The 25,624-nt window shown below is 62.3% G+C and carries 11 protein-coding genes, 6 rRNA genes and 2 pseudogenes; 13 read left to right on the top strand and 6 right to left on the bottom strand.

From position 1 onward, the window contains the following. The first annotated feature begins 577 nt into the window (after window positions 1–577). The 3 genes from RPIT_RS08105 to rrf (RPIT_RS08095) all read left to right on the top strand — a co-directional run bounded on the left by RPIT_RS08105 (window position 578) and on the right by rrf (RPIT_RS08095) (window position 5,724). A 16S ribosomal RNA gene (locus RPIT_RS08105) occupies window positions 578–2,096 on the top strand. A 323-nt stretch (window positions 2,097–2,419) separates the two neighbouring features. Then, window positions 2,420–5,511: ribosomal RNA gene (locus RPIT_RS08100) — 23S ribosomal RNA — on the top strand. A gap of 96 nt (window positions 5,512–5,607) precedes the next feature. Then, window positions 5,608–5,724: ribosomal RNA gene (rrf, locus tag RPIT_RS08095) — 5S ribosomal RNA — on the top strand. The 16S, 23S and 5S rRNA genes sit together here, the layout of an rRNA operon. A 123-nt stretch (window positions 5,725–5,847) precedes the next feature. Here rrf (RPIT_RS08095) and RPIT_RS08090 read toward each other — a convergent pair. The 4 genes and pseudogenes from RPIT_RS08090 to RPIT_RS08070 all read right to left on the bottom strand — a co-directional run. Continuing rightward, window positions 5,848–7,158: an ISL3 family transposase gene (locus tag RPIT_RS08090; RefSeq protein ID WP_077342179.1), complete on the bottom strand. Its 1,311-nt coding sequence runs from the start codon at window positions 7,156–7,158 to the stop codon at window positions 5,848–5,850. Next, a complete protein-coding gene (locus RPIT_RS08085; RefSeq protein WP_093665149.1) occupies window positions 7,155–8,315 on the bottom strand; it encodes a hypothetical protein in 1,161 nt (386 codons plus the stop codon). The genes RPIT_RS08090 and RPIT_RS08085 overlap by 4 nt, the downstream gene beginning before the upstream one ends. Then, window positions 8,312–8,824, bottom strand: a complete 513-nt coding sequence (locus tag RPIT_RS08075) for a SigE family RNA polymerase sigma factor (protein ID WP_077342173.1) — start codon at window positions 8,822–8,824, stop codon at window positions 8,312–8,314. Before RPIT_RS08075 ends, RPIT_RS08085 begins: the two co-directional genes overlap by 4 nt. 794 nt (window positions 8,825–9,618) lie before the next feature. Then, window positions 9,619–9,882, bottom strand: a pseudogene (locus RPIT_RS08070) (ISL3 family transposase); the annotation flags it as partial. A 415-nt stretch (window positions 9,883–10,297) separates the two neighbouring features. Between RPIT_RS08070 and RPIT_RS16135 the strand changes: the two are divergent. The 4 genes and pseudogenes from RPIT_RS16135 to rrf (RPIT_RS08050) all read left to right on the top strand — a co-directional run. Beyond that, window positions 10,298–11,167: pseudogene (locus RPIT_RS16135) on the top strand (transposase); the annotation flags it as partial. Between the two features lie 1,229 nt (window positions 11,168–12,396). Next, a 16S ribosomal RNA gene (locus RPIT_RS08060) occupies window positions 12,397–13,915 on the top strand. Window positions 13,916–14,238: 323 nt separating this feature from the next. Continuing rightward, a 23S ribosomal RNA gene (locus RPIT_RS08055) occupies window positions 14,239–17,330 on the top strand. A gap of 96 nt (window positions 17,331–17,426) precedes the next feature. Next, window positions 17,427–17,543: ribosomal RNA gene (gene rrf, locus RPIT_RS08050) — 5S ribosomal RNA — on the top strand. A gap of 204 nt (window positions 17,544–17,747) precedes the next feature. Here rrf (RPIT_RS08050) and RPIT_RS08045 read toward each other — a convergent pair. Beyond that, complete coding sequence (locus RPIT_RS08045; protein WP_077342172.1) at window positions 17,748–18,665, bottom strand: ribonuclease E domain-containing protein; 918 nt, start codon at window positions 18,663–18,665, stop codon at window positions 17,748–17,750. A 108-nt stretch (window positions 18,666–18,773) separates the two neighbouring features. Here RPIT_RS08045 and RPIT_RS15005 point away from each other — a divergent pair, with 108 nt between their 5' ends. The 6 genes from RPIT_RS15005 to recN are packed head-to-tail and all read left to right on the top strand — an operon-like array spanning window position 18,774 to window position 24,211. Beyond that, a complete protein-coding gene (locus RPIT_RS15005; RefSeq protein WP_157633344.1) occupies window positions 18,774–19,718 on the top strand; it encodes a tetratricopeptide repeat protein in 945 nt (314 codons plus the stop codon). Next, complete coding sequence (locus RPIT_RS08035) at window positions 19,715–20,704, top strand: HAD-IIA family hydrolase (RefSeq protein ID WP_077342170.1); 990 nt, start codon at window positions 19,715–19,717, stop codon at window positions 20,702–20,704. Before RPIT_RS15005 ends, RPIT_RS08035 begins: the two co-directional genes overlap by 4 nt. Further along, window positions 20,701–20,910, top strand: a complete 210-nt coding sequence (locus tag RPIT_RS08030) for a hypothetical protein (RefSeq protein WP_077342168.1) — start codon at window positions 20,701–20,703, stop codon at window positions 20,908–20,910. Before RPIT_RS08035 ends, RPIT_RS08030 begins: the two co-directional genes overlap by 4 nt. Then, window positions 20,907–21,623 (top strand): TlyA family RNA methyltransferase, encoded by a 717-nt coding sequence (locus RPIT_RS08025; RefSeq protein WP_077342166.1) that lies wholly within the window; start codon window positions 20,907–20,909, stop codon window positions 21,621–21,623. Before RPIT_RS08030 ends, RPIT_RS08025 begins: the two co-directional genes overlap by 4 nt. A gap of 9 nt (window positions 21,624–21,632) precedes the next feature. Continuing rightward, complete coding sequence (locus RPIT_RS08020) at window positions 21,633–22,529, top strand: NAD kinase (protein ID WP_077342164.1); 897 nt, start codon at window positions 21,633–21,635, stop codon at window positions 22,527–22,529. Beyond that, window positions 22,529–24,211 (top strand): DNA repair protein RecN, encoded by a 1,683-nt coding sequence (gene recN, locus RPIT_RS08015; RefSeq protein ID WP_077342162.1) that lies wholly within the window; start codon window positions 22,529–22,531, stop codon window positions 24,209–24,211. Before RPIT_RS08020 ends, recN begins: the two co-directional genes overlap by 1 nt. Here the strand turns inward: recN and RPIT_RS08010 are convergent. Further along, window positions 24,196–25,545 carry a CAP domain-containing protein gene (locus RPIT_RS08010; RefSeq protein WP_077342160.1) on the bottom strand — a complete coding sequence of 450 codons (1,350 nt, stop codon included), beginning with the start codon at window positions 25,543–25,545 and terminating at the stop codon, window positions 24,196–24,198. The two genes, recN and RPIT_RS08010, sit on opposite strands and share 16 nt — an antisense overlap. Window positions 25,546–25,624 lie beyond the last annotated feature (79 nt).

Here is a 25,624-nt window from a genome sequence, read left to right as displayed (position 1 = left end):
GTCCGACCAAACTACATAGCGACCAGCCAAGCACTTGCACAGATTTGACGGTGTGTGTGGGTGGGAGTATCGTAGGACGAGCCGCGTGAGCGTCTGTCTTGTGCTTTAGCCCCTAGTCAGTTGGGGGTTGGGCTGTTTTTGGTGGTTCGATCCGTTTGTCAGAGCGATTTGACTGGGTTGGGTGCTGGGAGTAAGGTTGGGATGGTCGCTGTAGCGGCGGATAACTGAAGTTTTGGATGGTCGTCGATTTGACATCGGGGATTGTTTGAAAGTAAGGTTGGTCGAGTTGCCCCAAGCCGATTCGTGAAGATGAGGCGCGGGACGCACCCGAAACTTGAGAACTCAACAGCGTGCTTAAAGTCAATGCCAAATTTCAGCATTGAGTGGGGGTTTGTCCCTCGTTTGATGCTAAAAACAATGCACTGTTTGTGGGGCTTTTGTCCTGCAGGCGTGCGAACCCGTCACCTGGTTTAGGTCAGGTACGGATTCCTTTGATTAATTGATAGATCCAGCAATTGGATCCTGTCAGTGTCAAACACAGTTGACGGTTAAACAGGTTTTCCTGTACCGATAAATTTCAACGGAGAGTTTGATCCTGGCTCAGGACGAACGCTGGCGGCGTGCTTAACACATGCAAGTCGAACGGTAAGGCCCCTTCGGGGGTACACGAGTGGCGAACGGGTGAGTAACACGTGAGTAACCTGCCCCTAACACTGGGATAACTCCTGGAAACAGGTGCTAATACCGGATATGAACTTCCTACGCATGTATGAAGTTTGAAAGTTCCGGCGGTTAGGGATGGACTCGCGGCCTATCAGCTTGTTGGTGAGGTAATGGCTCACCAAGGCTTCGACGGGTAGCCGGCCTGAGAGGGTGACCGGCCACATTGGGACTGAGATACGGCCCAAACTCCTACGGGAGGCAGCAGTGGGGAATATTGCACAATGGGCGGAAGCCTGATGCAGCAACGCCGCGTGCGGGATGACGGCCTTCGGGTTGTAAACCGCTTTCAGCAGGGACGAAGCGAAAGTGACGGTACCTGCAGAAGAAGCACCGGCTAACTACGTGCCAGCAGCCGCGGTGATACGTAGGGTGCGAGCGTTGTCCGGATTTATTGGGCGTAAAGAGCTTGTAGGCGGTTTGTCGCGTCGGGAGTGAAAACTCAGGGCTTAACCCTGAGCCTGCTTCCGATACGGGCAGACTTGAGGAAGGTAGGGGAGATTGGAATTCCTGGTGAAGCGGTGGAATGCGTAGATATCAGGAGGAACACCAGTGGCGAAGGCGGATCTCTGGACCTTTCCTGACGCTGAGAAGCGAAAGCGTGGGGAGCAAACAGGCTTAGATACCCTGGTAGTCCACGCCGTAAACGGTGGGTACTAGGTGTGGGGAACATTCCACGTTCTCCGTGCCGCAGCTAACGCATTAAGTACCCCGCCTGGGGAGTACGGCCGCAAGGCTAAAACTCAAAGGAATTGACGGGGCCCCGCACAAGCGGCGGAGCATGCGGATTAATTCGATGCAACGCGAAGAACCTTACCTGGGTTTGACATATGCCGGAAACATCTAGAGATAGGTGCCCCTTTTTGGTCGGTATACAGGTGGTGCATGGCTGTCGTCAGCTCGTGTCGTGAGATGTTGGGTTAAGTCCCGCAACGAGCGCAACCCTCGTCCTATGTTGCCAGCGGATAATGCCGGGGACTCATAGGAGACCGCCGGGGTCAACTCGGAGGAAGGTGGGGATGACGTCAAGTCATCATGCCCCTTATGTCCAGGGCTTCACGCATGCTACAATGGCCGGTACAAAGAGCTGCGAACCTGCAAGGGTGAGCGAATCTCAAAAAGCCGGTCTCAGTTCGGATTGGGGTCTGCAACTCGACCCCATGAAGTCGGAGTCGCTAGTAATCGCAGATCAGCAACGCTGCGGTGAATACGTTCCCGGGGCTTGTACACACCGCCCGTCAAGTCATGAAAGTCGGTAACACCCGAAGCCGGTGGCCCAACCCTTGTGGAGGGAGCCGTCGAAGGTGGGACCGGTAATTAGGACTAAGTCGTAACAAGGTAGCCGTACCGGAAGGTGCGGCTGGATCACCTCCTTTCTAAGGAGCCTCTGGCAGGAGCGCGTAGCGCTGCTGTCCAATGTTCGTTTCCAGGGCGTTCGTTCCTGGGCGAGCAGGCACCGGAATGTGGAACATTGATTATTAAGTCGATTGATGTCGTGTCTGTTAGTACAACCCGTTTTCGGGAGTGGAATGCAGCCGGCTGATTGAGACCTGAGCACGCTGTTGGGTCCTGAAGGGTCGGTTGCTTTGGCAGCGCCTTCTACGCGGACCAGCGCCGGGTGGCACCTTGTGGTGTCGGTCGACCTGGGCCCGCCCGTATCTTGAGAACTTCACAGTGGACGCGAGCATCTTTGTAGATATAACAAGCTACTAAGTGCGATCGGTGGATGCCTTGGCACCAAGAGCCGATGAAGGACGTTGTAACCTGCGATAAGCCATGGGGAGCTGGTAAACGAGCTTTGATCCGTGGATTTCCGAATAGGGAAACCTTGAAATACCGGAGTCATGTCCGGCAACCTCTGCCTGAACACATAGGGCAGTTGGAGGGAACGTGGGGAAGTGAAACATCTCAGTACCCACAGGAAGAGAAAACAACAGTGATTCCGTGAGTAGTGGCGAGCGAAAGCGGAAGAGGCCAAACCTTAGTTGTGTGATAGCTGACAGGCGTTGCAATTAGGGTGTTGAGGGGCCGCTCAGACTGTGCTGTCAAGCAGTCAGAGAGTAAGAAATGATCAGTGAAGTTGAAGTGTGCTGCGAAGGCCACAGCAAAGAAGGTAACACTCCTGTAAACGTAAGTTGATCACTCTCGAGCGTCACCCCAAGTAATGCGGAACCCCTGAAATTCCGCATGAATCTGGCGGGACCATCCGCTAAGCCTAAATACTCCTTGGTGACCGATAGCGGACAAGTACCGTGAGGGAAAGGTGAAAAGTACCCCGGGAGGGGAGTGAAATAGTACCTGAAACCGATCGCATACAATCCGTCGGAGCCCGTAAGGGTGACGGCGTGCCTTTTGAAGAATGAGCCTGCGAGTTAGTGGTGTGTGGCGAGGTTAACCCGTGTGGGGAAGCCGTAGCGAAAGCAAGTCCTAATAGGGCGTTTGAGTCGCATGCTCTAGACCCGAAGCGGAGTGATCTATCCATGGCCAGGTTGAAGCGACGGTAAGACGTCGTGGAGGACCGAACTCACTTGGGTTGAAAACCGAGGAGATGAGCTGTGGATAGGGGTGAAAGGCCAATCAAACTCCGTGATAGCTGGTTCTCCCCGAAATGCATTTAGGTGCAGCGTCGCATGTTTCTTACCGGAGGTAGAGCACTGAATGGTCTAGGGGGCCCACAAGCTTACCGAAATCAGTCAAACTCCGAATGCCGGTAAGTGAGAGTGCGGCAGTGAGACTGTGGGGGATAAGCTTCATAGTCGAGAGGGAAACAGCCCAGATCATCAGCTAAGGCCCCTAAGCGTTAACTAAGTGGAAAAGGATGTGGAGTTGCGGAGACAACCAGGAGGTTGGCTTGGAAGCAGCCACCCTTGAAAGAGTGCGTAATAGCTCACTGGTCAAGTGATTCTGCGCCGACAATTTAGCGGGGCTCAAGTTAACCGCCGAAGCTATGGCATTCATACGTTATGACCGTAAGGTCGTATGGATGGGTAGGGGAGCGTCGTGTACACAGTGAAGCGGCGGGGTAACCCAGCCGTGGAGAGCACACGAGTGAGAATGCAGGCATGAGTAGCGAAAGACGGGTGAGAAACCCGTCCGCCGAATATCCAAGGGTTCCAGGGTCAAGCTAATCTGCCCTGGGTAAGTCGGGACCTAAGGCGAGGCCGACAGGCGTAGTCGATGGACAACGGGTTGATATTCCCGTACCGGCGAAATATCGCCCCTGCCGAACCGAGTGATGCTAAGCACGCAAGGTCTGTGGACGTCTTCGGACTGATGCAGACTGAGTCTGTGACCCGAACTCGTATTAGGCAAGCTGCGGAGGGACGCAGGAAGGTAGCTCTTCTCGGTTATGGAAATACCGGGTCAAGTGCGTAGGGTGAGACGTAGGCAAATCCGCGTCTCGTGAAGCCTGAGACATGATGTGTCGTTACATTTAGTAACGTAAGAGTGATCCTATGCTGCCTAGAAAAGCTTCGTGAGCGAGATATTAGCCGCCCGTACCCCAAACCGACACAGGTGGATAGGTAGAGAATACCAAGGCGATCGAGATAATCATGGTGAAGGAACTCGGCAAAATACCCCCGTAACTTCGGAATAAGGGGGACCTGAGACGTATTAGGATTTACTCTGAAAGCGTCGAGGGTCGCAGAGACCAGGCCCAAGCGACTGTTTACTAAAAACACAGGTCCGTGCCAAGTCGAAAGACGATGTATACGGACTGACTCCTGCCCGGTGCTGGAAGGTTAAGGGGAAGGGTTAGCCTCACGGCGAAGCCTTGAACTTAAGCCCCAGTAAACGGCGGTGGTAACTATAACCATCCTAAGGTAGCGAAATTCCTTGTCGGGTAAGTTCCGACCTGCACGAATGGAGTAACGATTTGGGCGCTGTCTCCACCATGAACTCGGCGAAATTGCACTACGAGTAAAGATGCTCGTTACGCGCAGCAGGACGGAAAGACCCCGGGACCTTTACTATAGTTTGGTATTGGTGATCGGTGTGACTTGTGTAGGATAGGTGGGAGACTTTGAAGCTTGGACGCCAGTTCAGGTGGAGTCATCGTTGAAATACCACTCTGGTCACTCTGGTTATCTAACCTAGGTCCATTATCTGGATCAGGGACAGTGCCTGATGGGTAGTTTGACTGGGGCGGTCGCCTCCTAAAAGGTAACGGAGGCGCCCAAAGGTTCCCTCAGCCTGGTTGGCAATCAGGTTTCGAGTGTAAGTGCACAAGGGAGCTTGACTGCGAGAGAGACATCTCGAGCAGGGACGAAAGTCGGGACTAGTGATCTTCTGGTGGCACATGGAAGCGCCAGGACTCAACGGATAAAAGGTACCCCGGGGATAACAGGCTGATCTTGCCCGAGCGTCCATAGCGACGGCATGGTTTGGCACCTCGATGTCGGCTCGTCGCATCCTGGGGCTGGAGTCGGTCCCAAGGGTTGGGCTGTTCGCCCATTAAAGCGGCACGCGAGCTGGGTTTAGAACGTCGTGAGACAGTTCGGTCCCTATCCGCTGCGCGCGTAGGAGTCTTGAGAAGAGCTGTCCTTAGTACGAGAGGACCGGGACGGACGAACCTCTGGTGTGCCAGTTGTTTACCAAAAGCACGGCTGGTTGGCTACGTTCGGAAGTGATAACCGCTGAAAGCATCTAAGCGGGAAGCATACTTCAAGATGAGGACTCCCACAGAATAATCTGGTAAGGCCCCCTGTAGACCACGGGGTGATAGGTCGGATGTGGAAGTGCAGCAATGCATGGAGCTGACCGATACTAATAGGCCGAGGGCTTGTTTCTACAAAGATGCTACGCGTCCACTGTGAGGTTCCCGAGATACGGTCGGGAGCACAACTCAACACAAATCGAGCTGAGCCCGATCACTCTCCATAGTGTTTCGGTGGCCATAGCGAGAGGGAAACACCCGGTCCCATCCCGAACCCGGAAGTTAAGCCTCTCAGCGCCGATGGTACTGCAAGGGGGACCTTGTGGGAGACTAGGACGCCGCCGGACTTACAAACAAAACCCCCGACCACGGTCGGGGGGTTTTTGTATTTTTGCGCTGCTTCGGCCGGCCTTCCAGCGATCTCATGGACGGGACCTACCGCGGTCGCTGGGGGCGGTGGGATTGGTGGCTCATCCGAATCCAGGGTGTAGTCGGGGTCTGAACCCGCCGGTCTCGAGCAGGGATCTGGCGATGTAGTTGGTCAGGTTGCGGAACCCCAGCGCCGAGCCGCGCAGGTGCTCGAGCCTGCCGTTGATCGCCTCGGTGGGCCCGTTGGAGGTGCTGGGCCGGTCGAAGTAGGCCAGGACGTCGGCGGCGCGCTTCTTCAGCGTCCTGCCGAGCTTGGTGATCTCGACCAGGGCCTTGGGGACGCCGGTGCTGATCGAGTCGATGAGCCGGGCCATCAGCTCGCGGCCGTGGCGCCGGTTCTCGTGGCGGTAGGCGGCGATCATGCGCTGGTAGACGCTCCAGGTGACCTCGACCTCGACGTGGGCGTCGTCGGCGAACAGGGTGTCCAGTCGGTCCTTCTGCTTGTCGTTGAGCAGGTCGGCGCCGGTGGACAGGGTCCGGCGGGCGGCATAGAGCGGGTCGCCCTTGCGGCCGCGGTGCCCACAGATGGCCTGCTGAACTCGCCGTCGGCACTCATCGAGCGCCTCGTCAGCGAGGCGCGTGACGTGGAAGGGATCTAGCACGGTCACCACGTCGGGCAGTTCCTCGACGGCGGCGGTCTTGAACCCGGTGAAGCCGTCCATCGCGACCACCTCCACGCCGTCGCGCCACTCCTGCGGGCGGTCGGCCAGCCAGGTCTTGAACGCCTGCTTGGAGCGTCCTTCGACCATGTCCAGCAGCCGTGCCGGGCCGGTGCCAACTCGCACTGGGGTAAGGTCGATGATCACGGTGACGTACCTGTCGCCGCGACGGGTGCGCCTCCACACGTGCTCATCGACCCCGACGACCTTCACCCCCTCGAAGCGGTGCTCCTCGTCGATCAGCACCCGCCTGCCCTCGGCCAGAACGGCGTCGTTGGCGGTGTCCCAGGCCACCCCGAGCCCCTCGGCGACCCGAGCCACGGTCAGGTGCTGGACCACGATCCCTTCCAGCGCCCACCGCAGAGCGCGCCGAGACAACTTGGCCCGGGGCTCGGCCGCGGCGGTGGTGTCCTGGCGCCACACATACCCGCAGCCGCTGCAGCGGTAACGGCGCACGACGACCTCCAGCGTCGTGGGCCGCCAGCCCAGTGGTTCGTGGGCAAGCCGTCGGACCACGGTGTCACGTGGTCTCCCTTCGCAGCCGCAGCGCCAGCACCACTGGTCGGGCCCGACCACCTGGCAGGCCAATACGGCACGATCCGGCTCGAGTCGCTGCCCGGTGACAACGAAGCCGAGTTCGTCGAGGCGGCAGAAGGCAGTCAAATCGGGGCCTCCGCCGCGACGGGCTCTCAGCCAAAGGCGTTGTCAAGCGCCTGTGCCAACTCGTCCTGCGGCGTCCAGACCATCATCTCTGAGTCACCCACATAGGCGTACTGGTCTCCGTGGCGCATCACGGGGAAGATGTCTCCCCACCCGTTGGTCAGGATCAGCGTGCCCGACGCCTCGCCCGGGGCCGCTTCCGGGTACCCGGCCACCGCCTCGCTGGTCGCGGCCTGGACCAGACGGTCCACGAGCTCCGGTGCGAGCACGACCTTCTCGACGGGATCCTCCTGATCGAGCTGGGAGCAGAAGATCCCCGCAGTTGCGTCGCCGAGGGTCATCGGAATCATCGGGTACTGAGCCGGCGCACAGTTGAGGGCGTCGGTTGCGGCTGGCGGAGCCGGGGGGCTGACCGCTGCGCGTTGCTCCTGCCAGAGGGCTACGACCTTGTCACGGAAGCCCTCCCCGGCCTTCTGGGTGGTGCCGTCAGTGAGGGGCTGACACTCCTCGCCGTAACCACTGATGATCCACTTGTCGCCATTCAGGTACTCCAAGACGATCCGGTAGGGGTCCGACGCCTCATAGCCGCAGTCCGGGACCTCCACGTACTCGGGCTGCGCCTCAAAGAGTTCGATGATCCGGTCAGGCTCGATCACCAGCGGGTCGAGGGGCCCGACGACCCCGAACCCCTCGTGTCCGTCGCCGCAGAGGAACGCTCGTCCCACGCCTGTGGGAAGGTCCTCCCCCGTGTTCGCGTTGAGCAGCGGAGCGCGGCCGTCCTCGTTGTAGCAGGCCCATGATCCGGGCACATCGGAACCAGCCGGCTCCAACGTAGGGCCTGGCTCACTGGGCGCGCCAGGACTCTCGACGGGGTCAGGACTCGGGATGTCCGTCAGCGCGATCGTCGGCTCGGGAGAGGAGGTCTGGGTGGGCGCGACGCTCGGCGTCTGGGTGGGTTCGCTCGAGGCCGTGGCGCTCGGCGTGGGCGCCGGGGAGGCCACGAGCGGCTCGCGGACGGATGGCAGGTTGAGGGCCACCGGGATCGCCAGGGCTACGACGGCGGCGGCCGCCACTCCGCTGATCGCGAGGCGGGTGTTGCGCCGCTTGCGGCGGGCGCCGGCGACCCATCCCGTCGTCGGCGGCGGCTCGGGGATGACGCTCTTGAAGGCGTCGGAGAGCTTGTCATTCATGTCAGAACTCCAGCTTCGATGAGATGGGCGGAATCGCGCAAGGCTGCGCGTCCCCGACTGGAGTGTGTCTTGACCGTCCCGCTGCTGACGCCGAGTTGCTTGGCGATCTCGTCGATCGACAGGTCCTCGAAGTACTGCAGGACCAGCACCGCGCGCTGCATTCTGGGCAGCTCGTCGAGGGCACGCATGAGATCCATCCTGAGATGGGCCGAGCCCTCAGCTGAGGCCGAATCCGCCAAGGTTTCGCTCGGGCGCTCGTTGCGCCAGCTCATCTTGCGCCACCACGACACGAACGTGCGGTAGATGGTCGTGCGGACGTAGGCCTCAAACTGCGCATCGTTGCCGATCGCGTCGTAACGACCCCACGTCTTGGCCAGTGCGGTCTGCACCAGATCCTCCGCGTGTTGCGAGTCGTTGGTCAGCAGCCAGGCTGCGCGCCAGAGATCGCGGCCACGGCGAGCGACGAATCGCTCGAATCCGATGGCCTCGTCGACCTGGTGCTCAGTCATGGACACCTCCTTGTGCCTTCTAACACGCCTCGGGCTGCCGGTCTGGTTGACACGATCTGGCACCAATCTTCCATGGCCGAGGTTCGGCGTCGCCGCGCCGCCCGCCGACACACCGTCGCTGGGGCTGATTGCTCACGATGAGCCCTAACCGTCGGCCACTAGCTGGGGCGCGGGATGCACAAACCGGCCGGCCCCAGGGAGGTGGGGCCGGCCGGCGGATCGGGGAGCCGGCGTCAGCGTCGTCGTCAGGCGTTCAGGAGGCTGGCGATCTCCCGCTCCACGTCGGCAGAGGGCTGATACTGCATGGCCCCCTGCTCGGAGACCCAGAGGAAGCCGGGCTCGTTGGTCAGCATGCGAAGGGGGGTGGCCTCGCCCCAGGGCACCATCAGCGACACCGAGACATCGGTGATGGGCAGGTTGCCGTCGACGGGGGTGGAATTGTCGCGGATCTCGCCCGCGATCTGCTGGGCGAGGCTCGGCTCCAGCACCGACTGCCAGACCTCGGCGGAGGAGGCGTCGCAGATCCAGCCCGCCAGAACGTCCTCGAGGGGGTGGGCCACGAGGTAGTGGTCGGGTGCGGGGCAGGCCATCGAGTGGATGATCGCCTCTTCATCTGGCCCTCCGACGGCCAGCCGCTGATCGAGCCAGCGGCCCCGCACCTGATTGAGGAAGTCGCTCCCGCCGACCTTCTCAGCCTCACCGGCCCAGACGGGGCCCTCGGCCTGCGCGTCTCCCTCGAGCACCTTGAGGCTGCCATCTGCGTACTCGAAGACCACGCGGCAGACGCCCGCCGCGCGGCCGCGGTGCCCACAGATGCCCTGCTGAACTCGCCGTCGGCACTCATCGAGCGCCTCGCCAGCGAGGCGCGTGACGTGGAAGGGATCTAGCACGGTCACCACGTCGGGCAGTTCCTCGACGGCGGCGGTCTTGAACCCGGTGAAGCCGTCCATCGCGACCACCTCCACGCCGTCGCGCCACTCCTGCGGGCGGTCGGCCAGCCAGGTCTTGAACGCCTGCTTGGAGCGTCCTTCGACCATGTCCAGCAGCCGTGCCGGCCCGCCGCGCGACGTGCGCTACACCCTCATCTGGGAAGAGCCGGATTGGTGCGGTGTGTAGGAGAAGGAAGGGTTGCGCCGACTGGCCGCGAGCCTAACCTGAGTTCAACATTTCGGCCTGAGTTCAACAATTCGGCCTGACGGCCGGTCCCGAGGTCGCGGCCGTGATTGGTCTGTTGGGTAGCGGCCCTGGACGTGCCGGCTGTCGCGCTGGTGGAACGGTTGGCTTGCTGGTCGGCGACGACGTGGACCGACTGCGCGCCGTTCGCGCAGCCTAGGTTGCGCACCATCGGAATGGACTCGCCGCTGATCTGCCCGACGACGGAGGAAGGCCTGCAGCACGGACAGGGAGCGGTCTGGTGCGCGAAGCTTGCTAGACAGCCTTCAAGGAGCTGAGGGTCTGGAGCCTCCGGCGTGAACCGCCCATCGTTCAACCCATCGCAATGGATCACACCCTGCGCGAGGTCATGTCGAAAGCTGACACGGTCGAGGTGGCGATCCCGTAACTTAGCTGGGGCTCGTTCCTCCCGTCGGTGCTGGTACTCCGCCGACGGATAGGCCGGGCGCTCTGCGCGGTCGTGATGGAGGCTGACATCGACGGCCTCTCGACGAGCGCTGTCGACGACCTGGTGGTTGCGCTGGGTGGCACCGGGTCTCCAAATCAGAGGTGTCTCGGGTCGGTGCCGGTCTCGAAGAGGAGGTCGGCTGGCTCCGGACCCGGCGCCTCGAACTGGCCGGCCCGGCTGGATCTCCGACCTGCACACCGGCTTGACCGCAGCGATCCGACGAAGTTTCCAGGGCGCTGCGCATGAACGCTGCCGCCTCCACTACGTCCGCAACCTTCTGGCCCACGTCTCCCGGGCCCAGGCCGAGATGGTTGCAGCGGTGTTCCGCACGACCTTGTCTCAATCCACCCACGAGGCGGTCGGCGTGACCGGGGACCAGGTGCGAGAGCACCACTCGCTGCCCGCTACCCGAAGATCGGAGCCCACATGAACAACGCCAGAGCCGAAGTCCTCGCTTCTGCGACGTTCCCGCGCGCCCACTGGACCAAGATCTGGCCGACCCAGCCCTTCGAGGGGTCAACGGGGAGGTCAAACGCAGAGCCGGCGTCGTGGGCATCTTCCAACGAGCAGCCGTTATCCGGCTCGTCGGAACGGTGCTGGCCGACACCAACGACGACTGGACCACCGACGAGCGGCGCTACCTCTCCAAAGGATCCGTGGTCAAACCCATCCCTGAGACCGATATTGCACCTACCGACGCGATCACGGGCGGCGGATGGTGAGCAACGAGGATCCCCTCGAAGTCCACCCGACCTACGCGCCTGAGGCCTCGTCCTGCCTGCGGTTTCCGTGCCCCTACATCCTGGCCGGCACGGCCGGGATGCGTACCACTGACTTGCTGGTCTGGCCGGGTGGGGCACCGCGCGGACCAAGTCCACCAGGTCTTCCACGGCGTGGGTGCCTGGGAGGGTAGAAGGACGCCGGAGGGTCGTCCCTGCACTCGATTCGACCTCCAAGAATCTGGGGTTCGAGAGACGCACGGTCGCTCAGCCTGCCGGAGGGGGACCACGACCGTCGCGGGCTGGTCGCGATTGTGGCGGATGAGCTCCTATGGTGCCGAGGTGGAGGGTGCAGAATCCGCTGCCGGAGGGTCCGGAGGAAGCGGCGCCCACCGTCGATTCCTCGTCCGCCATGTTCTCCGCGAACTGACAGGTTGGGGGCGTGTCCTCTGAGACCCAAGGCACTCCCGCGTCCGGTTGTGCTGATCGCAGGAGCGGGAAAGCCGGGATGGAACCCAACCGGGGGGAGAGGGCAAAGAGGCCGCGGCCTATACGGTGCTGCACGAGGCCAAGCTCTGGCCATGCGCTGTGTTGGACGCCCCCTGAACCCGCAGGCCCTCGTCCTAGGAGACCGGGTGCAGGTTCACTAGGGCTGACACCTCGGTGGCCGAGTCATCCACGGTGTGTGGTACCCCCGATTTGACGGTGTGTGTGGGTGGGAGTATCGTAGGACGAGCCGCGTGAGCGTCTGTCTTGTGCTTTAGCCCCTAGTCAGTTGGGGGTTGGGCTGTTTTTGGTGGTTCGATCCGTTTGTCAGAGCGATTTGACTGGGTTGGGCGCTGGGAGTAAGGTTGGGATGGTCGCTGTAGCGGCGGATAACTGAAGTTTTGGATGGTCGTCGATTTGACATCGGGGATTGTTTGAAAGTAAGGTTGGTCGAGTTGCCCCAAGCCGATTCGTGAAGATGAGGCGCGGGACGCACCCGAAACTTGAGAACTCAACAGCGTGCTTAAAGTCAATGCCAAATTTCAGCATTGAGTGGGGGTTTGTCCCTCGTTTGGTGCTAGAAGCAATGCACTGTTTGTGGGGCTTTTGTCCTGCAGGCGTGCGAACCCGTCACCTGGTTTAGGTCAGGTACGGATTCCTTTGATTAATTGATAGATCCAGCAATTGGATCCTGTCAGTGTCAAACACAGTTGACGGTTAAACAGGTTTTCCTGTACCGATAAATTTCAACGGAGAGTTTGATCCTGGCTCAGGACGAACGCTGGCGGCGTGCTTAACACATGCAAGTCGAACGGTAAGGCCCCTTCGGGGGTACACGAGTGGCGAACGGGTGAGTAACACGTGAGTAACCTGCCCCTAACACTGGGATAACTCCTGGAAACAGGTGCTAATACCGGATATGAACTTCCTACGCATGTATGAAGTTTGAAAGCTCCGGCGGTTAGGGATGGACTCGCGGCCTATCAGCTTGTTGGTGAGGTAATGGCTCACCAAGGCTTCGACGGGTAGCCGGCCTGAGAGGGTGACCGGCCACATTGGGACTGAGATACGGCCCAAACTCCTACGGGAGGCAGCAGTGGGGAATATTGCACAATGGGCGGAAGCCTGATGCAGCAACGCCGCGTGCGGGATGACGGCCTTCGGGTTGTAAACCGCTTTCAGCAGGGACGAAGCGAAAGTGACGGTACCTGCAGAAGAAGCACCGGCTAACTACGTGCCAGCAGCCGCGGTGATACGTAGGGTGCGAGCGTTGTCCGGATTTATTGGGCGTAAAGAGCTTGTAGGCGGTTTGTCGCGTCGGGAGTGAAAACTCAGGGCTTAACCCTGAGCCTGCTTCCGATACGGGCAGACTTGAGGAAGGTAGGGGAGATTGGAATTCCTGGTGAAGCGGTGGAATGCGTAGATATCAGGAGGAACACCAGTGGCGAAGGCGGATCTCTGGACCTTTCCTGACGCTGAGAAGCGAAAGCGTGGGGAGCAAACAGGCTTAGATACCCTGGTAGTCCACGCCGTAAACGGTGGGTACTAGGTGTGGGGAACATTCCACGTTCTCCGTGCCGCAGCTAACGCATTAAGTACCCCGCCTGGGGAGTACGGCCGCAAGGCTAAAACTCAAAGGAATTGACGGGGCCCCGCACAAGCGGCGGAGCATGCGGATTAATTCGATGCAACGCGAAGAACCTTACCTGGGTTTGACATATGCCGGAAACATCTAGAGATAGGTGCCCCTTTTTGGTCGGTATACAGGTGGTGCATGGCTGTCGTCAGCTCGTGTCGTGAGATGTTGGGTTAAGTCCCGCAACGAGCGCAACCCTCGTCCTATGTTGCCAGCGGATAATGCCGGGGACTCATAGGAGACCGCCGGGGTCAACTCGGAGGAAGGTGGGGATGACGTCAAGTCATCATGCCCCTTATGTCCAGGGCTTCACGCATGCTACAATGGCCGGTACAAAGAGCTGCGAACCTGCAAGGGTGAGCGAATCTCAAAAAGCCGGTCTCAGTTCGGATTGGGGTCTGCAACTCGACCCCATGAAGTCGGAGTCGCTAGTAATCGCAGATCAGCAACGCTGCGGTGAATACGTTCCCGGGGCTTGTACACACCGCCCGTCAAGTCATGAAAGTCGGTAACACCCGAAGCCGGTGGCCCAACCCTTGTGGAGGGAGCCGTCGAAGGTGGGACCGGTAATTAGGACTAAGTCGTAACAAGGTAGCCGTACCGGAAGGTGCGGCTGGATCACATCCTTTCTAAGGAGCCTTTGGCAGGAGCGCGTTGCGCTGCTGTCCAATGTTCGTTTCCAGGGCGTTCGTTCCTGGGCGAGCAGGCACCGGAATGTGGAACATTGATTATTAAGTCGATTGATGTCGTGTCTGTTAGTACAACCCGTTTTCGGGAGTGGAATGCAGCCGGCTGATTGAGACCTGAGCACGCTGTTGGGTCCTGAAGGGTCGGTTGCTTTGGCAGCGCCTTCTACGCGGACCAGCGCCGGGTGGCACTTTGTGGTGTCGGTCGACCTGGGCCCGCCCGTATCTTGAGAACTTCACAGTGGACGCGAGCATCTTTGTAGATATAACAAGCTACTAAGTGCGATCGGTGGATGCCTTGGCACCAAGAGCCGATGAAGGACGTTGTAACCTGCGATAAGCCATGGGGAGCTGGTAAACGAGCTTTGATCCGTGGATTTCCGAATAGGGAAACCTTGAAATACCGGAGTCATGTCCGGCAACCTCTGCCTGAACACATAGGGCAGTTGGAGGGAACGTGGGGAAGTGAAACATCTCAGTACCCACAGGAAGAGAAAACAACAGTGATTCCGTGAGTAGTGGCGAGCGAAAGCGGAAGAGGCCAAACCTTAGTTGTGTGATAGCTGACAGGCGTTGCAATTAGGGTGTTGAGGGGCCGCTCAGACTGTGCTGTCAAGCAGTCAGAGAGTAAGAAATGATCAGTGAAGTTGAAGTGTGCTGCGAAGGCCACAGCAAAGAAGGTAACACTCCTGTAAACGTAAGTTGATCACTCTCGAGCGTCACCCCAAGTAATGCGGAACCCCTGAAATTCCGCATGAATCTGGCGGGACCATCCGCTAAGCCTAAATACTCCTTGGTGACCGATAGCGGACAAGTACCGTGAGGGAAAGGTGAAAAGTACCCCGGGAGGGGAGTGAAATAGTACCTGAAACCGATCGCATACAATCCGTCGGAGCCCGTAAGGGTGACGGCGTGCCTTTTGAAGAATGAGCCTGCGAGTTAGTGGTGTGTGGCGAGGTTAACCCGTGTGGGGAAGCCGTAGCGAAAGCAAGTCCTAATAGGGCGTTTGAGTCGCATGCTCTAGACCCGAAGCGGAGTGATCTATCCATGGCCAGGTTGAAGCGACGGTAAGACGTCGTGGAGGACCGAACTCACTTGGGTTGAAAACCGAGGAGATGAGCTGTGGATAGGGGTGAAAGGCCAATCAAACTCCGTGATAGCTGGTTCTCCCCGAAATGCATTTAGGTGCAGCGTCGCATGTTTCTTACCGGAGGTAGAGCACTGAATGGTCTAGGGGGCCCACAAGCTTACCGAAATCAGTCAAACTCCGAATGCCGGTAAGTGAGAGTGCGGCAGTGAGACTGTGGGGGATAAGCTTCATAGTCGAGAGGGAAACAGCCCAGATCATCAGCTAAGGCCCCTAAGCGTTAACTAAGTGGAAAAGGATGTGGAGTTGCGGAGACAACCAGGAGGTTGGCTTGGAAGCAGCCACCCTTGAAAGAGTGCGTAATAGCTCACTGGTCAAGTGATTCTGCGCCGACAATTTAGCGGGGCTCAAGTTAACCGCCGAAGCTATGGCATTCATACGTTATGGCTGTAAGGTCGTATGGATGGGTAGGGGAGCGTCGTGTACACAGTGAAGCGGCGGGGTAACCCAGCCGTGGAGAGCACACGAGTGAGAATGCAGGCATGAGTAGCGAAAGACGGGTGAGAAACCCGTCCGCCGAATATCCAAGGGTTCCAGGGTCAAGCTAATCTGCCCTGGGTAAGTCGGGACCTAAGGCGAGGCCGACAGGCGTAGTCGATGGACAACGGGTTGATATTCCCGTACCGGCGAAATATCGCCCCTGCCGAACCGAGTGATGCTAAGCACGCAAGGTCTGTGGACGTCTTCGGACTGATGCAGACTGAGTCTGTGACCCGAACTCGTATTAGGCAAGCTGCGGAGGGACGCAGGAAGGTAGCTCTTCTCGGTTATGGAAATACCGGGTCAAGTGCGTAGGGTGAGACGTAGGCAAATCCGCGTCTCGTGAAGCCTGAGACATGATGTGTCGTTACATTTAGTAACGTAAGAGTGATCCTATGCTGCCTAGAAAAGCTTCGTGAGCGAGATATTAGCCGCCCGTACCCCAAACCGACACAGGTGGATAGGTAGAGAATACCAAGGCGATCGAGATAATCATGGTGAAGGAACTCGGCAAAATACCCCCGTAACTTCGGAATAAGGGGGACCTGAGACGTATTAGGATTTACTCTGAAAGCGTCGAGGGTCGCAGAGACCAGGCCCAAGCGACTGTTTACTAAAAACACAGGTCCGTGCCAAGTCGAAAGACGATGTATACGGACTGACTCCTGCCCGGTGCTGGAAGGTTAAGGGGAAGGGTTAGCCTCACGGCGAAGCCTTGAACTTAAGCCCCAGTAAACGGCGGTGGTAACTATAACCATCCTAAGGTAGCGAAATTCCTTGTCGGGTAAGTTCCGACCTGCACGAATGGAGTAACGATTTGGGCGCTGTCTCCACCATGAACTCGGCGAAATTGCACTACGAGTAAAGATGCTCGTTACGCGCAGCAGGACGGAAAGACCCCGGGACCTTTACTATAGTTTGGTATTGGTGATCGGTGTGACTTGTGTAGGATAGGTGGGAGACTTTGAAGCTTGGACGCCAGTTCAGGTGGAGTCATCGTTGAAATACCACTCTGGTCACTCTGGTTATCTAACCTAGGTCCATTATCTGGATCAGGGACAGTGCCTGATGGGTAGTTTGACTGGGGCGGTCGCCTCCTAAAAGGTAACGGAGGCGCCCAAAGGTTCCCTCAGCCTGGTTGGCAATCAGGTTTCGAGTGTAAGTGCACAAGGGAGCTTGACTGCGAGAGAGACATCTCGAGCAGGGACGAAAGTCGGGACTAGTGATCTTCTGGTGGCACATGGAAGCGCCAGGACTCAACGGATAAAAGGTACCCCGGGGATAACAGGCTGATCTTGCCCGAGCGTCCATAGCGACGGCATGGTTTGGCACCTCGATGTCGGCTCGTCGCATCCTGGGGCTGGAGTCGGTCCCAAGGGTTGGGCTGTTCGCCCATTAAAGCGGCACGCGAGCTGGGTTTAGAACGTCGTGAGACAGTTCGGTCCCTATCCGCTGCGCGCGTAGGAGTCTTGAGAAGAGCTGTCCTTAGTACGAGAGGACCGGGACGGACGAACCTCTGGTGTGCCAGTTGTTTACCAAAAGCACGGCTGGTTGGCTACGTTCGGAAGTGATAACCGCTGAAAGCATCTAAGCGGGAAGCATACTTCAAGATGAGGACTCCCACAGAATAATCTGGTAAGGCCCCCTGTAGACCACGGGGTGATAGGTCGGATGTGGAAGTGCAGCAATGCATGGAGCTGACCGATACTAATAGGCCGAGGGCTTGTTTCTACAAAGATGCTACGCGTCCACTGTGAGGTTCCCGAGATACGGTCGGGAGCACAACTCAACACAAATCGAGCTGAGCCCGATCACTCTCCATAGTGTTTCGGTGGCCATAGCGAGAGGGAAACACCCGGTCCCATCCCGAACCCGGAAGTTAAGCCTCTCAGCGCCGATGGTACTGCAAGGGGGACCTTGTGGGAGACTAGGACGCCGCCGGACTTACAAACAAAACCCCCCGACCACGGTCGGGGGGTTTTTTGCGTCCGGCCCCTGCTCAGGTCCCGATTGGGCACTGGGGCCGCCTGCTGGGATGATGGGGGTATGACTGATGAATCGACCCCGAACGACGACCGCCGGCCCCGTCGGGATGACGACCGCGGAGGACGCCCCTGGGAGAACAGGGGAGGAAACGGGGAGCGTCGATCATCCGGTGGACGAGACAACCGCGGCCCTCGCCGGGACGACCGGGGCCCGCGTCAGGACGGCGAGCGTCGTTCGTGGGGTAACCGCGACGACCGCGGGGGCGAGCGCAGGTCTTTTGGGGATCGCGACAACCGCGGCCCGCGTCAGGACGGCGAGCGCCGTCCCTATGGTGACCGTGACAATCGCGGCGGTGAGCGCCGATCCTATGGCGACCGCGACAACCGTGGCGGCGAGCGCAGATCCTTCGGTGATCGCGACAACCGCGGCCCGCGGCAGGACGGTGAGCGTCGGTCGTGGGGTAGCCGCGACGACCGCGGGGGAGAGCGCCGATCCTTCGGTGACCGCGACAACCGTGGGCCCCGTCGGGACGACCGTGGCCCGCGCCAGGACGGCGAGCGCCGTCCCTATGGGGATCGCGACAACCGTGGCGTTGAGCGCCGATCCTATGGTGATCGCGACAACCGTGGGCCCCGTCGCGATGACCGTGGTCCCCGCCAGGACGGTGAGCGCCGTCCCTATGGGGATCGCGACAACCGTGGCGGTGAGCGCAGATCCTTCGGTGACCGCGACAACCGCGGCCCACGTCGGGACGACCGTGGTCCCCGTCAGGACGGCGAGCGACGTCCCTACGGCGATCGCGACAACCGTGGGCCCCGTCGCGATGACCGTGGTCCCCGTCAGGACGGTGAGCGGCGGCCCTATGGGGATCGCGACAACCGTGGCGGTGAGCGCCGATCCTTCGGTGATCGCGATAACCGCGGCCCGCGTCAGGACGGTGAGCGTCGCTCCTACGACCGGCGCGACGATCGTGGAGGCGAGCGTAGCTCCTGGGGCGATCGGGATGATCGCGGACCACGGGGTGATGGCGAGCGGCCCTTCAACAGACGGCGCGACGACGACCGTGAGGAAAGGGTTCATCGGCCAGGGACCGCACCGCGTGAGGACGAGCCGGAAACGCCTCGCGACTACATCGATACTGAACTGCCGTTCGGAGTCCGGGCAGAGCTCAAGGGCCTGCCCAAGGATTTGGCCGACATCGTCGGTGCCCACATCTGGGCCGCCGGCCAGCTTGTCGACGTTGACCCCGAACTCGCCTTCCGGCACGCCGAGGCGGCGCGCCGTCGGGCGGGACGGCTCCCCATCGTGCGGGAGGCCGCGGCGGAGACCGCCTACGCGGCGGGAGAATACGCCGTCGCGCTCCGCGAGTTCCGGGCAATCCGGCGCATGACCGGAGGCGACGAACTCCTGCCCGTGATCGCCGACTGCGAGCGGGCGCTGGGCCGCCCGCGTGATGCGCTCGAGGTCCTTGCCGAACTCGATGAGTCGACCAAGGACGTCAACCTGCGGATCGAGTGTCTACTCGTGGAGGCGGGCATCCGTCGGGATCTCGGCCAAGAGGCTGAGGCGTACCGGCTGCTCAAGGCCGCTATCAGCCGGAAGATCGGGTCTCCGTTGGCGCAGGCAAGGCTGCGCTACGCGCTGGCGAACATGCTGGAGCTCGATGGCGATACCGCCGGCGCGCGGGAGTGGTTCACGTCCGCAGCCTCCATGGATCCGGGTGGCGTGCTCGACCTTTCTGACCGCATCGCTGCTCTCGACGGGGTGGTACTGCCGGACTTCACCCCGGACGAGGAGGATGAAGACGACGACGCCGAGGATGACGAGGATTGGGACGACGTCGAGGTGGAGTGGGGCGACCGCGACGACGACTCGGATGATGACGACCCGAACGACTCCGACGACGACGACGACGAGGGCGACTCCGACGAGGATGACGACTCAGATGACGACGACTCCGACGAGGACGATGACGCGGCCGAGGACGATTCCGACGAGGACGATTCCGAGGAGGACGACGACTCGGAAGACGACGAGGACCGTCTGCGCGATTCCGACGACGAGGAGACCGACGGGAGCGTTCCTGCTGAGGCCGATCAGATCGATCCCGACGGCGAGGGGGACGACAAGTGAGGGCGCTGGCAGCGGACTATGACGCCGCGCTGTTCGACCTGGACGGAGTTATCTACCTCGGACCGGTCGCCGTGGAGGGGATTCCGGAAGCGGTGGATGAGCTGCGTTCGCGAGGCACTCGCCTCGGTTTCGTGACCAACAACGCGGCGCGTACCCCGGCAGCGGTGGCCGCGCATCTCGTCGAGCTGGGCATCCACGCCGGCGGGGCCGATGTGGTCAACTCCACCCAGGCCACCCTGCGGATGCTGGCCGACGACCTTCCCGCTGGGGCTACTGTCCTCGCCGTGGGGACTGCCGCGCTCGCGGAGCAACTCACCGAGGCGGGATTCACCGTCGTCGGATCGCTTGACGACGAGCCGGTGGCCGTCGTGCAGGGCTACCACCCGACCATCGAGTGGCAACGGTTGGAGGAAGCGGCGTTGGCGGTCCAGCGCGGCGCCGCCTGGTACGCCACGAACCCCGACCTGACCAGGCCGTCCGATCGCGGAATCGTGCCGGGGCTGGGCTCGCAGCTGGCCGTCGTGCGCGTGTGTGTGGACGTCGAGCCGAAGATCGCGGGCAAACCGTTCAGACCCTTGCTGGACGAGACGGTCCTGCGCCTCGGCTCTGAGCGTCCGATCTTCGTGGGAGATCGCACCGACACCGACATTCTCGGCGCGAACAACGTGCAGATGGATTCGTTGTTCGTCTTCACCGGGGCCCACGGCAAGCTCGACCTCGCCGAGGCTGCTCCGGAGTACCGACCGACCTACATCGGCTACGACGCCTCGGCGCTCCTCGAGCCGCCGCGGGAGGCGGAGTTCCAGAGCCAGCGAATCGTGTGCGGTTACCAGGAAGTTGATCTCAGTAACGGTTGCGGCTACCTGTCCACCCGTCCCGTCACCCGTGATGAACAGCTCGACGCGCTGTGGGCCGCTCTGCAGGCCAGGTGGAGGTACGACTGCGACATCAGCGCGGTCCTCAACTCCCTGGACACGCTCCGATGACCACGCCGACTCCGCGGAGCGCTGCGCCGTCGGACGTGCGGCGGGTCGAACTCGTCGAGGCCGCCATGGCGGCGCTCGACGACGTCGACTCGCTACCGTTGGGGGAGCAGGCTGACCGGCTGAGCGAGGCGCAGAGCGTGCTTGCCGCTGTCCTCAACAACGATCCAGGAGTCTCCCAGCTGGGCATCCCCGGCATGGGGCGATGAGACTGGATCTGGCACTCGTCGAGCGGGGCCTGGCCCGGTCGAGGACCCACGCCGCCTCTCTCATCCGGGAGGGTCTCGTCTCGGTCAACGGCAAGCCCGCGGGCAAGGCTTCGCAGGCCGTGGGCGACCACGACGCCCTGAGCTCCACCACCGACGGCTGGGTCTCGCGCGCCGCGCACAAGCTCATCGGGGCGCTCGACCAGTCCGGAACCGCGGTGCCCGGCCGCGTCCTCGACGCCGGCGCCAGCACAGGCGGATTCACGCAGGTCTGCCTGGAGCGCGGCGCCGAGACCGTCTACGCGGTGGACGTCGGGCACGGGCAGCTGGTCGACAGTCTCCAAGGAGATCCCCGCGTGCGAGTTCGGGAAGGACTGAACCTGAGGGATCTGACCCTCGATCACCTGGACGGCCACCCCGTCGACCTCATCGTCGGCGATGTCTCGTTCATCTCCCTGTCGCTGCTGCTGCCCAGCCTCGCCCCGACGTTGGCCGCGGGTGGCTCAGCCCTGCTGTTGGTCAAGCCACAGTTCGAGGTGGGTCGGGAACGGCTCGGGTCGGGAGGGATCGTGCGGGATCCTGCGCTGCGCGTCGAAGCGGTGGACAGGATCGCTGCGGCCGCGGCGCAATTCGGCTGGCGCGAGGTCTGGCGGGGGCAGAGCGTGCTGCCGGGGTCTGCGGGTAACGTCGAATACTTCATCAAGTTCACTGGCTAGGCTGGGCATGTGAACCAGCGAACCATTGCCGTGCTCGTCCATCCCGAGCGCGAGGAGGCATTGGAGAAGGCCGCCGTCTTCATGGGCGACCTCCATGCCATGGGGTTCGCGTTCCTCGTTTTCGACAGCGACATCGAGCGTCTGCAACCGCTGGTGCCCGACGCCCGAATCGCCCCCCTCGACGGTACCCCGGCGGAACTGGCGGTCGTCTTCGGAGGGGACGGCACCATTCTCCGCGCCGCCGAGTGGGCTCTCCCGTTGGGGGTGCCGCTGCTTGGCGTCAACCTGGGACACGTCGGGTTCCTCGCGGAGCTTGAGCCCTCCGACATCCATGCCCTACCCGCAGTCGTGGAGCGCCGCCAGTACCTCGTCGAGGAGAGGCTGGCGCTACGCGTGAAGGTGATCGCGGCGGATGGGTCGGTGTCCTGGACATCCCCCGCGGTCAACGAAGTGTCCATGGAGAAGCTCGCGCGTGAGCGGATGCTCAACGTGCTGGTCAGTATCGATGGCCGGCCGCTGTCGCGGTGGGGTTGCGACGGGGTGCTGGTGTCGACGCCGACGGGATCGACGGCCTACGGATTCTCCGCCGGCGGCCCGGTCATCTGGCCCGACGTCCAGGCGATGCTGGTGGTTCCGTTGGCCGCCCACGCGCTGTTCAACCGACCCATGGTGCTCAGCCCCAGCTCGACCGTGGAACTTGACACCCCGGACTACGCCCCCACGCTCGGCATCCTGTGGTGCGACGGCCGGCGCAGCCATGAACTCCAGCCGGGGGAGCGCGTCGTCGTCACCTCGGATGATCACCAGACCCGGATCGCCCGCCTGAGCGAGCAGCCGTTCACCACGCGCCTGGTCAAGAAGTTCGCGCTGCCCGTCGAGGGATGGCGCAAGCGAAGCGAGAAGTGATGCTCGAGTCACTGAGGCTCACCGGCTTCGGGGTCGTCGAGGAGGCCACGCTCGAACTGGGGCCGGGGCTCACGGCGCTCACGGGCGAGACAGGCGCCGGCAAGACCATGATCGTGGCGGGGCTTGGGCAGCTTCTCGGGGCGCGCGGGGACGCCGGTGTGGTGCGCCACGGGCAGCCGAAGGCTGTGGTCGAGGGGCGCTGGCTGGTCCCGCCGCCCGTCGCCGATCGCGTGCGAGATCTCGGCGGGGACATCGACGGCGACGAGTTGGTCACCCTGCGGCAGGTCTCGGCCCAGGGCCGGTCCCGTGCCGTGCTGGGCGGGGCGGGGGTCCCCGTCACCGCGCTCGCGGACGTCATCGGGGAGATCGCCACCATCCACGGCCAGTCGGAGCAGATCCGACTCTCTTCCCCAGAACGGCAGCGGGAGGTGCTGGACGCCTACGCCCAACCCGCCGAACTTGAACGTTACCGCGCCGCTTTCACGGAGCGCCGGGCCGCGGCCGCGGAGCTCGCCCGCCTTGAGGACGAGTCCATGGCTCGTGCCCGTGAGGCGGACATGCTCCGGTTCGGCCTGAGCGAGATCGAGGGGGTCGACCCGCAACCCGGCGAAGATGAGGCCCTGGCGGCGGAACAGGCCCGACTCGTGGACCTCGACGACCTGCGCGCCCTGGCGGCCGCCGCGCAGGAAGCGATGAGCGGGGCCGAGGACAACTTCGATGCGCCGTCGGCGGTGGCGCTGATCGGCGAGTCACGGAAGGCGCTCGCCCAGCTCGCTGGCCGGGACGAGGCTGCCCAGCAGTTGGCCGACCGGGCGGTGGAGCTGGGCATGCTCGCGGCGGACCTCGCGGGCGACGTGGCGGGTTACGTCGCCGACCTTGTGGCCGACCCGCTTCGGCTCGAGGCCGTGGGGCAGCGGCGGTCGCAGTTGGCCTGCCTCACCAGGAAGTACGGTCACAGCGTCGACGAGGTGCTGCAGTGGGCGCGGGAGTCGGCCGCCCGGCTCGTCGAACTCGTGGGCAGCGACGAGCGGATCGGGGAGCTGCGCCGTCGTGTCGAGGAGCTCGACGAGCAACTGGCGGCCGACGCGGCCATGATCTCCGCCCGTCGGCGCGAGGCCGCCGCGACCCTGGAGGAGCAGGTCACGCGCGAGCTGAGCGCGCTGGCCATGCCGCACGCCCGGCTCCGCTTCGATATCTCCGATGCCGACCTCGGCCCCCACGGCGCCGACCGGATCGAACTGCTGTTCTCGGCCAACCCGGGCTCGACGCCGGCACCGCTGGGCAGGGTCGCGTCCGGCGGTGAGCTGTCCCGCGTGCGGCTGGCGCTCGAGGTCGTGCTCGCCGACGCGGAGGAGGGTCATACGTTCGTCTTCGACGAGGTCGACGCCGGCGTCGGAGGCGCCGTCGGGCTGGAGATCGGCCGCCGTCTGCAGCGGCTCGCGACGCGCAGCCAGGTCATCGTGGTGACGCACCTCGCCCAGGTAGCGGCGTTCGCCGACGCTCATTTCGTCGTCGCGAAGTCGTCGACGGGTCAGGTCACCACCTCTGACGTCGCGCTGCTGTCGGCCGAGGAGCGACCAGCCGAACTCGCCCGGATGATGAGCGGCTCCAGCGGCTCGACGGCGGGCCTCGACCACGCCGTCGAGCTACTGGGAAGTGCAGCGCGTCAGTCGGAGAAGTAGACCACGTTGTTGAAGACGAACTTCTGACCGAGCGTCCAGCGCCCGTCTTCGAGGACCGGCACGGTCGCCCAGATCTCCGAGCGGCAGGCACCGCGCCCTGTCCACTCGTCGTCGCAGCGGGTGCGCCACCTCCGGCCGTCGATGATGTGCTCGCCCCTGATGGCCAGAGGGTTGGTGGCCCATTGCGCGCGACTGCTCGGCTTGTAGCTGAGGTTGTTGAACGCCCAGCCTGTCGTCGAGGTGAACCGGCCGTTGGCGTAGGTGACCACGGTGGCGCGGATCTCCGCGCGGCAGCGTTCCACCGTCGACGAGTACTTCGAGCAGGTGGTGCGCCAGTCGCGGCCCCCGACGTGGTGCGTACCCGGCGTCGTGTAGACGTCCACCCACATCCCGTCGATCACCTTGACCTGGTAGGAGTGGGAGACCGGCGGTTCGCCCACGATGCGACGGATGCCGCTGATCGTGACCGTGTAGACGGCCGATCCGCTTCCGGTCGGGACCGGAAGGGTGGGCATCTCCCACACGAGGAGTTCGCTGGTGCGAAACACCTCGGTGACGGCGATTGGGCCGTCGGGGCCACGGACCGAGATGGTCGCGGCGGAGAGTTCGTCGATCGTTTCGCGGGAGCTGAACGACCAGCGCCTACTCGTCGGCAGCAGTTGATGAGGGAAGAATCCCTCCGACGGCCAGGTGACCCAGCGGTCGCCCGTGCGCGGACTGCTGCCGGTGAACTCGCCCACCACCCACGTGGCGTTGGTGGTGGTCGTGTCCGCCCACCCCATCTGGGTGGCGCGTGGGTCGAGGAGCCACATCCGGTGCCCGACGGCCCGGTTCTGCGCGCCCTGATCGTCCATGTACTGCAGGATCGACGACGCTCCGGTCCGTCCCCCACCCATCCCGTCGTTGAAGTAGGCGAGGTTGGAGCGGGCCGCGGCCTCGGCCCCGTCCGGGGTGTAACAGGGCCAGGTCGAGTCCGGGTAGTGGCTGAGACGGTCCGCGGCGGCCATCATGAGCGCGGCCTGGGCGGCCTTGGCGCTCCACTGGGGGTCCTCGACCACGGGTTCCTGACCGACGAACGAGCGCATGAGGTTGATCGTGCTGAGGGTGGCGGCCCGGTGCGCCGAGGACGTGGTGCCGGGAGCGCAGGTGCGGGTGGAGCCCGTCCAGTTGGCAGGCAGGGCGGTCATTCGGGAGACCTCCTGGGTGGCGGCACGGACCGAAGCGGCGTCCTGCCGGTCGACGGCGATGTCGGCGTGCGCGATGGACGGGGTGGCGATGAGCGTGGACACGGCGAGAGTGCCCGCGGCCAGAAGCGAGAGTGATCGGCTCTTCATGGACGGACATTAGAGCACCGAGTGCACATCGCGCGAGGGTCAGTTTCGTTACGGTCCTGTATCGGCAGCGGCGTGGCGG

The sequence above is a fragment of the Tessaracoccus flavus genome (assembly GCF_001997295.1).
Lineage (GTDB): Bacteria > Actinomycetota > Actinomycetes > Propionibacteriales > Propionibacteriaceae > Arachnia > Arachnia flava.
Note: the sequence above shows the minus strand (reverse complement) of the source record. Positions and strands in the feature narration are given on the sequence as shown.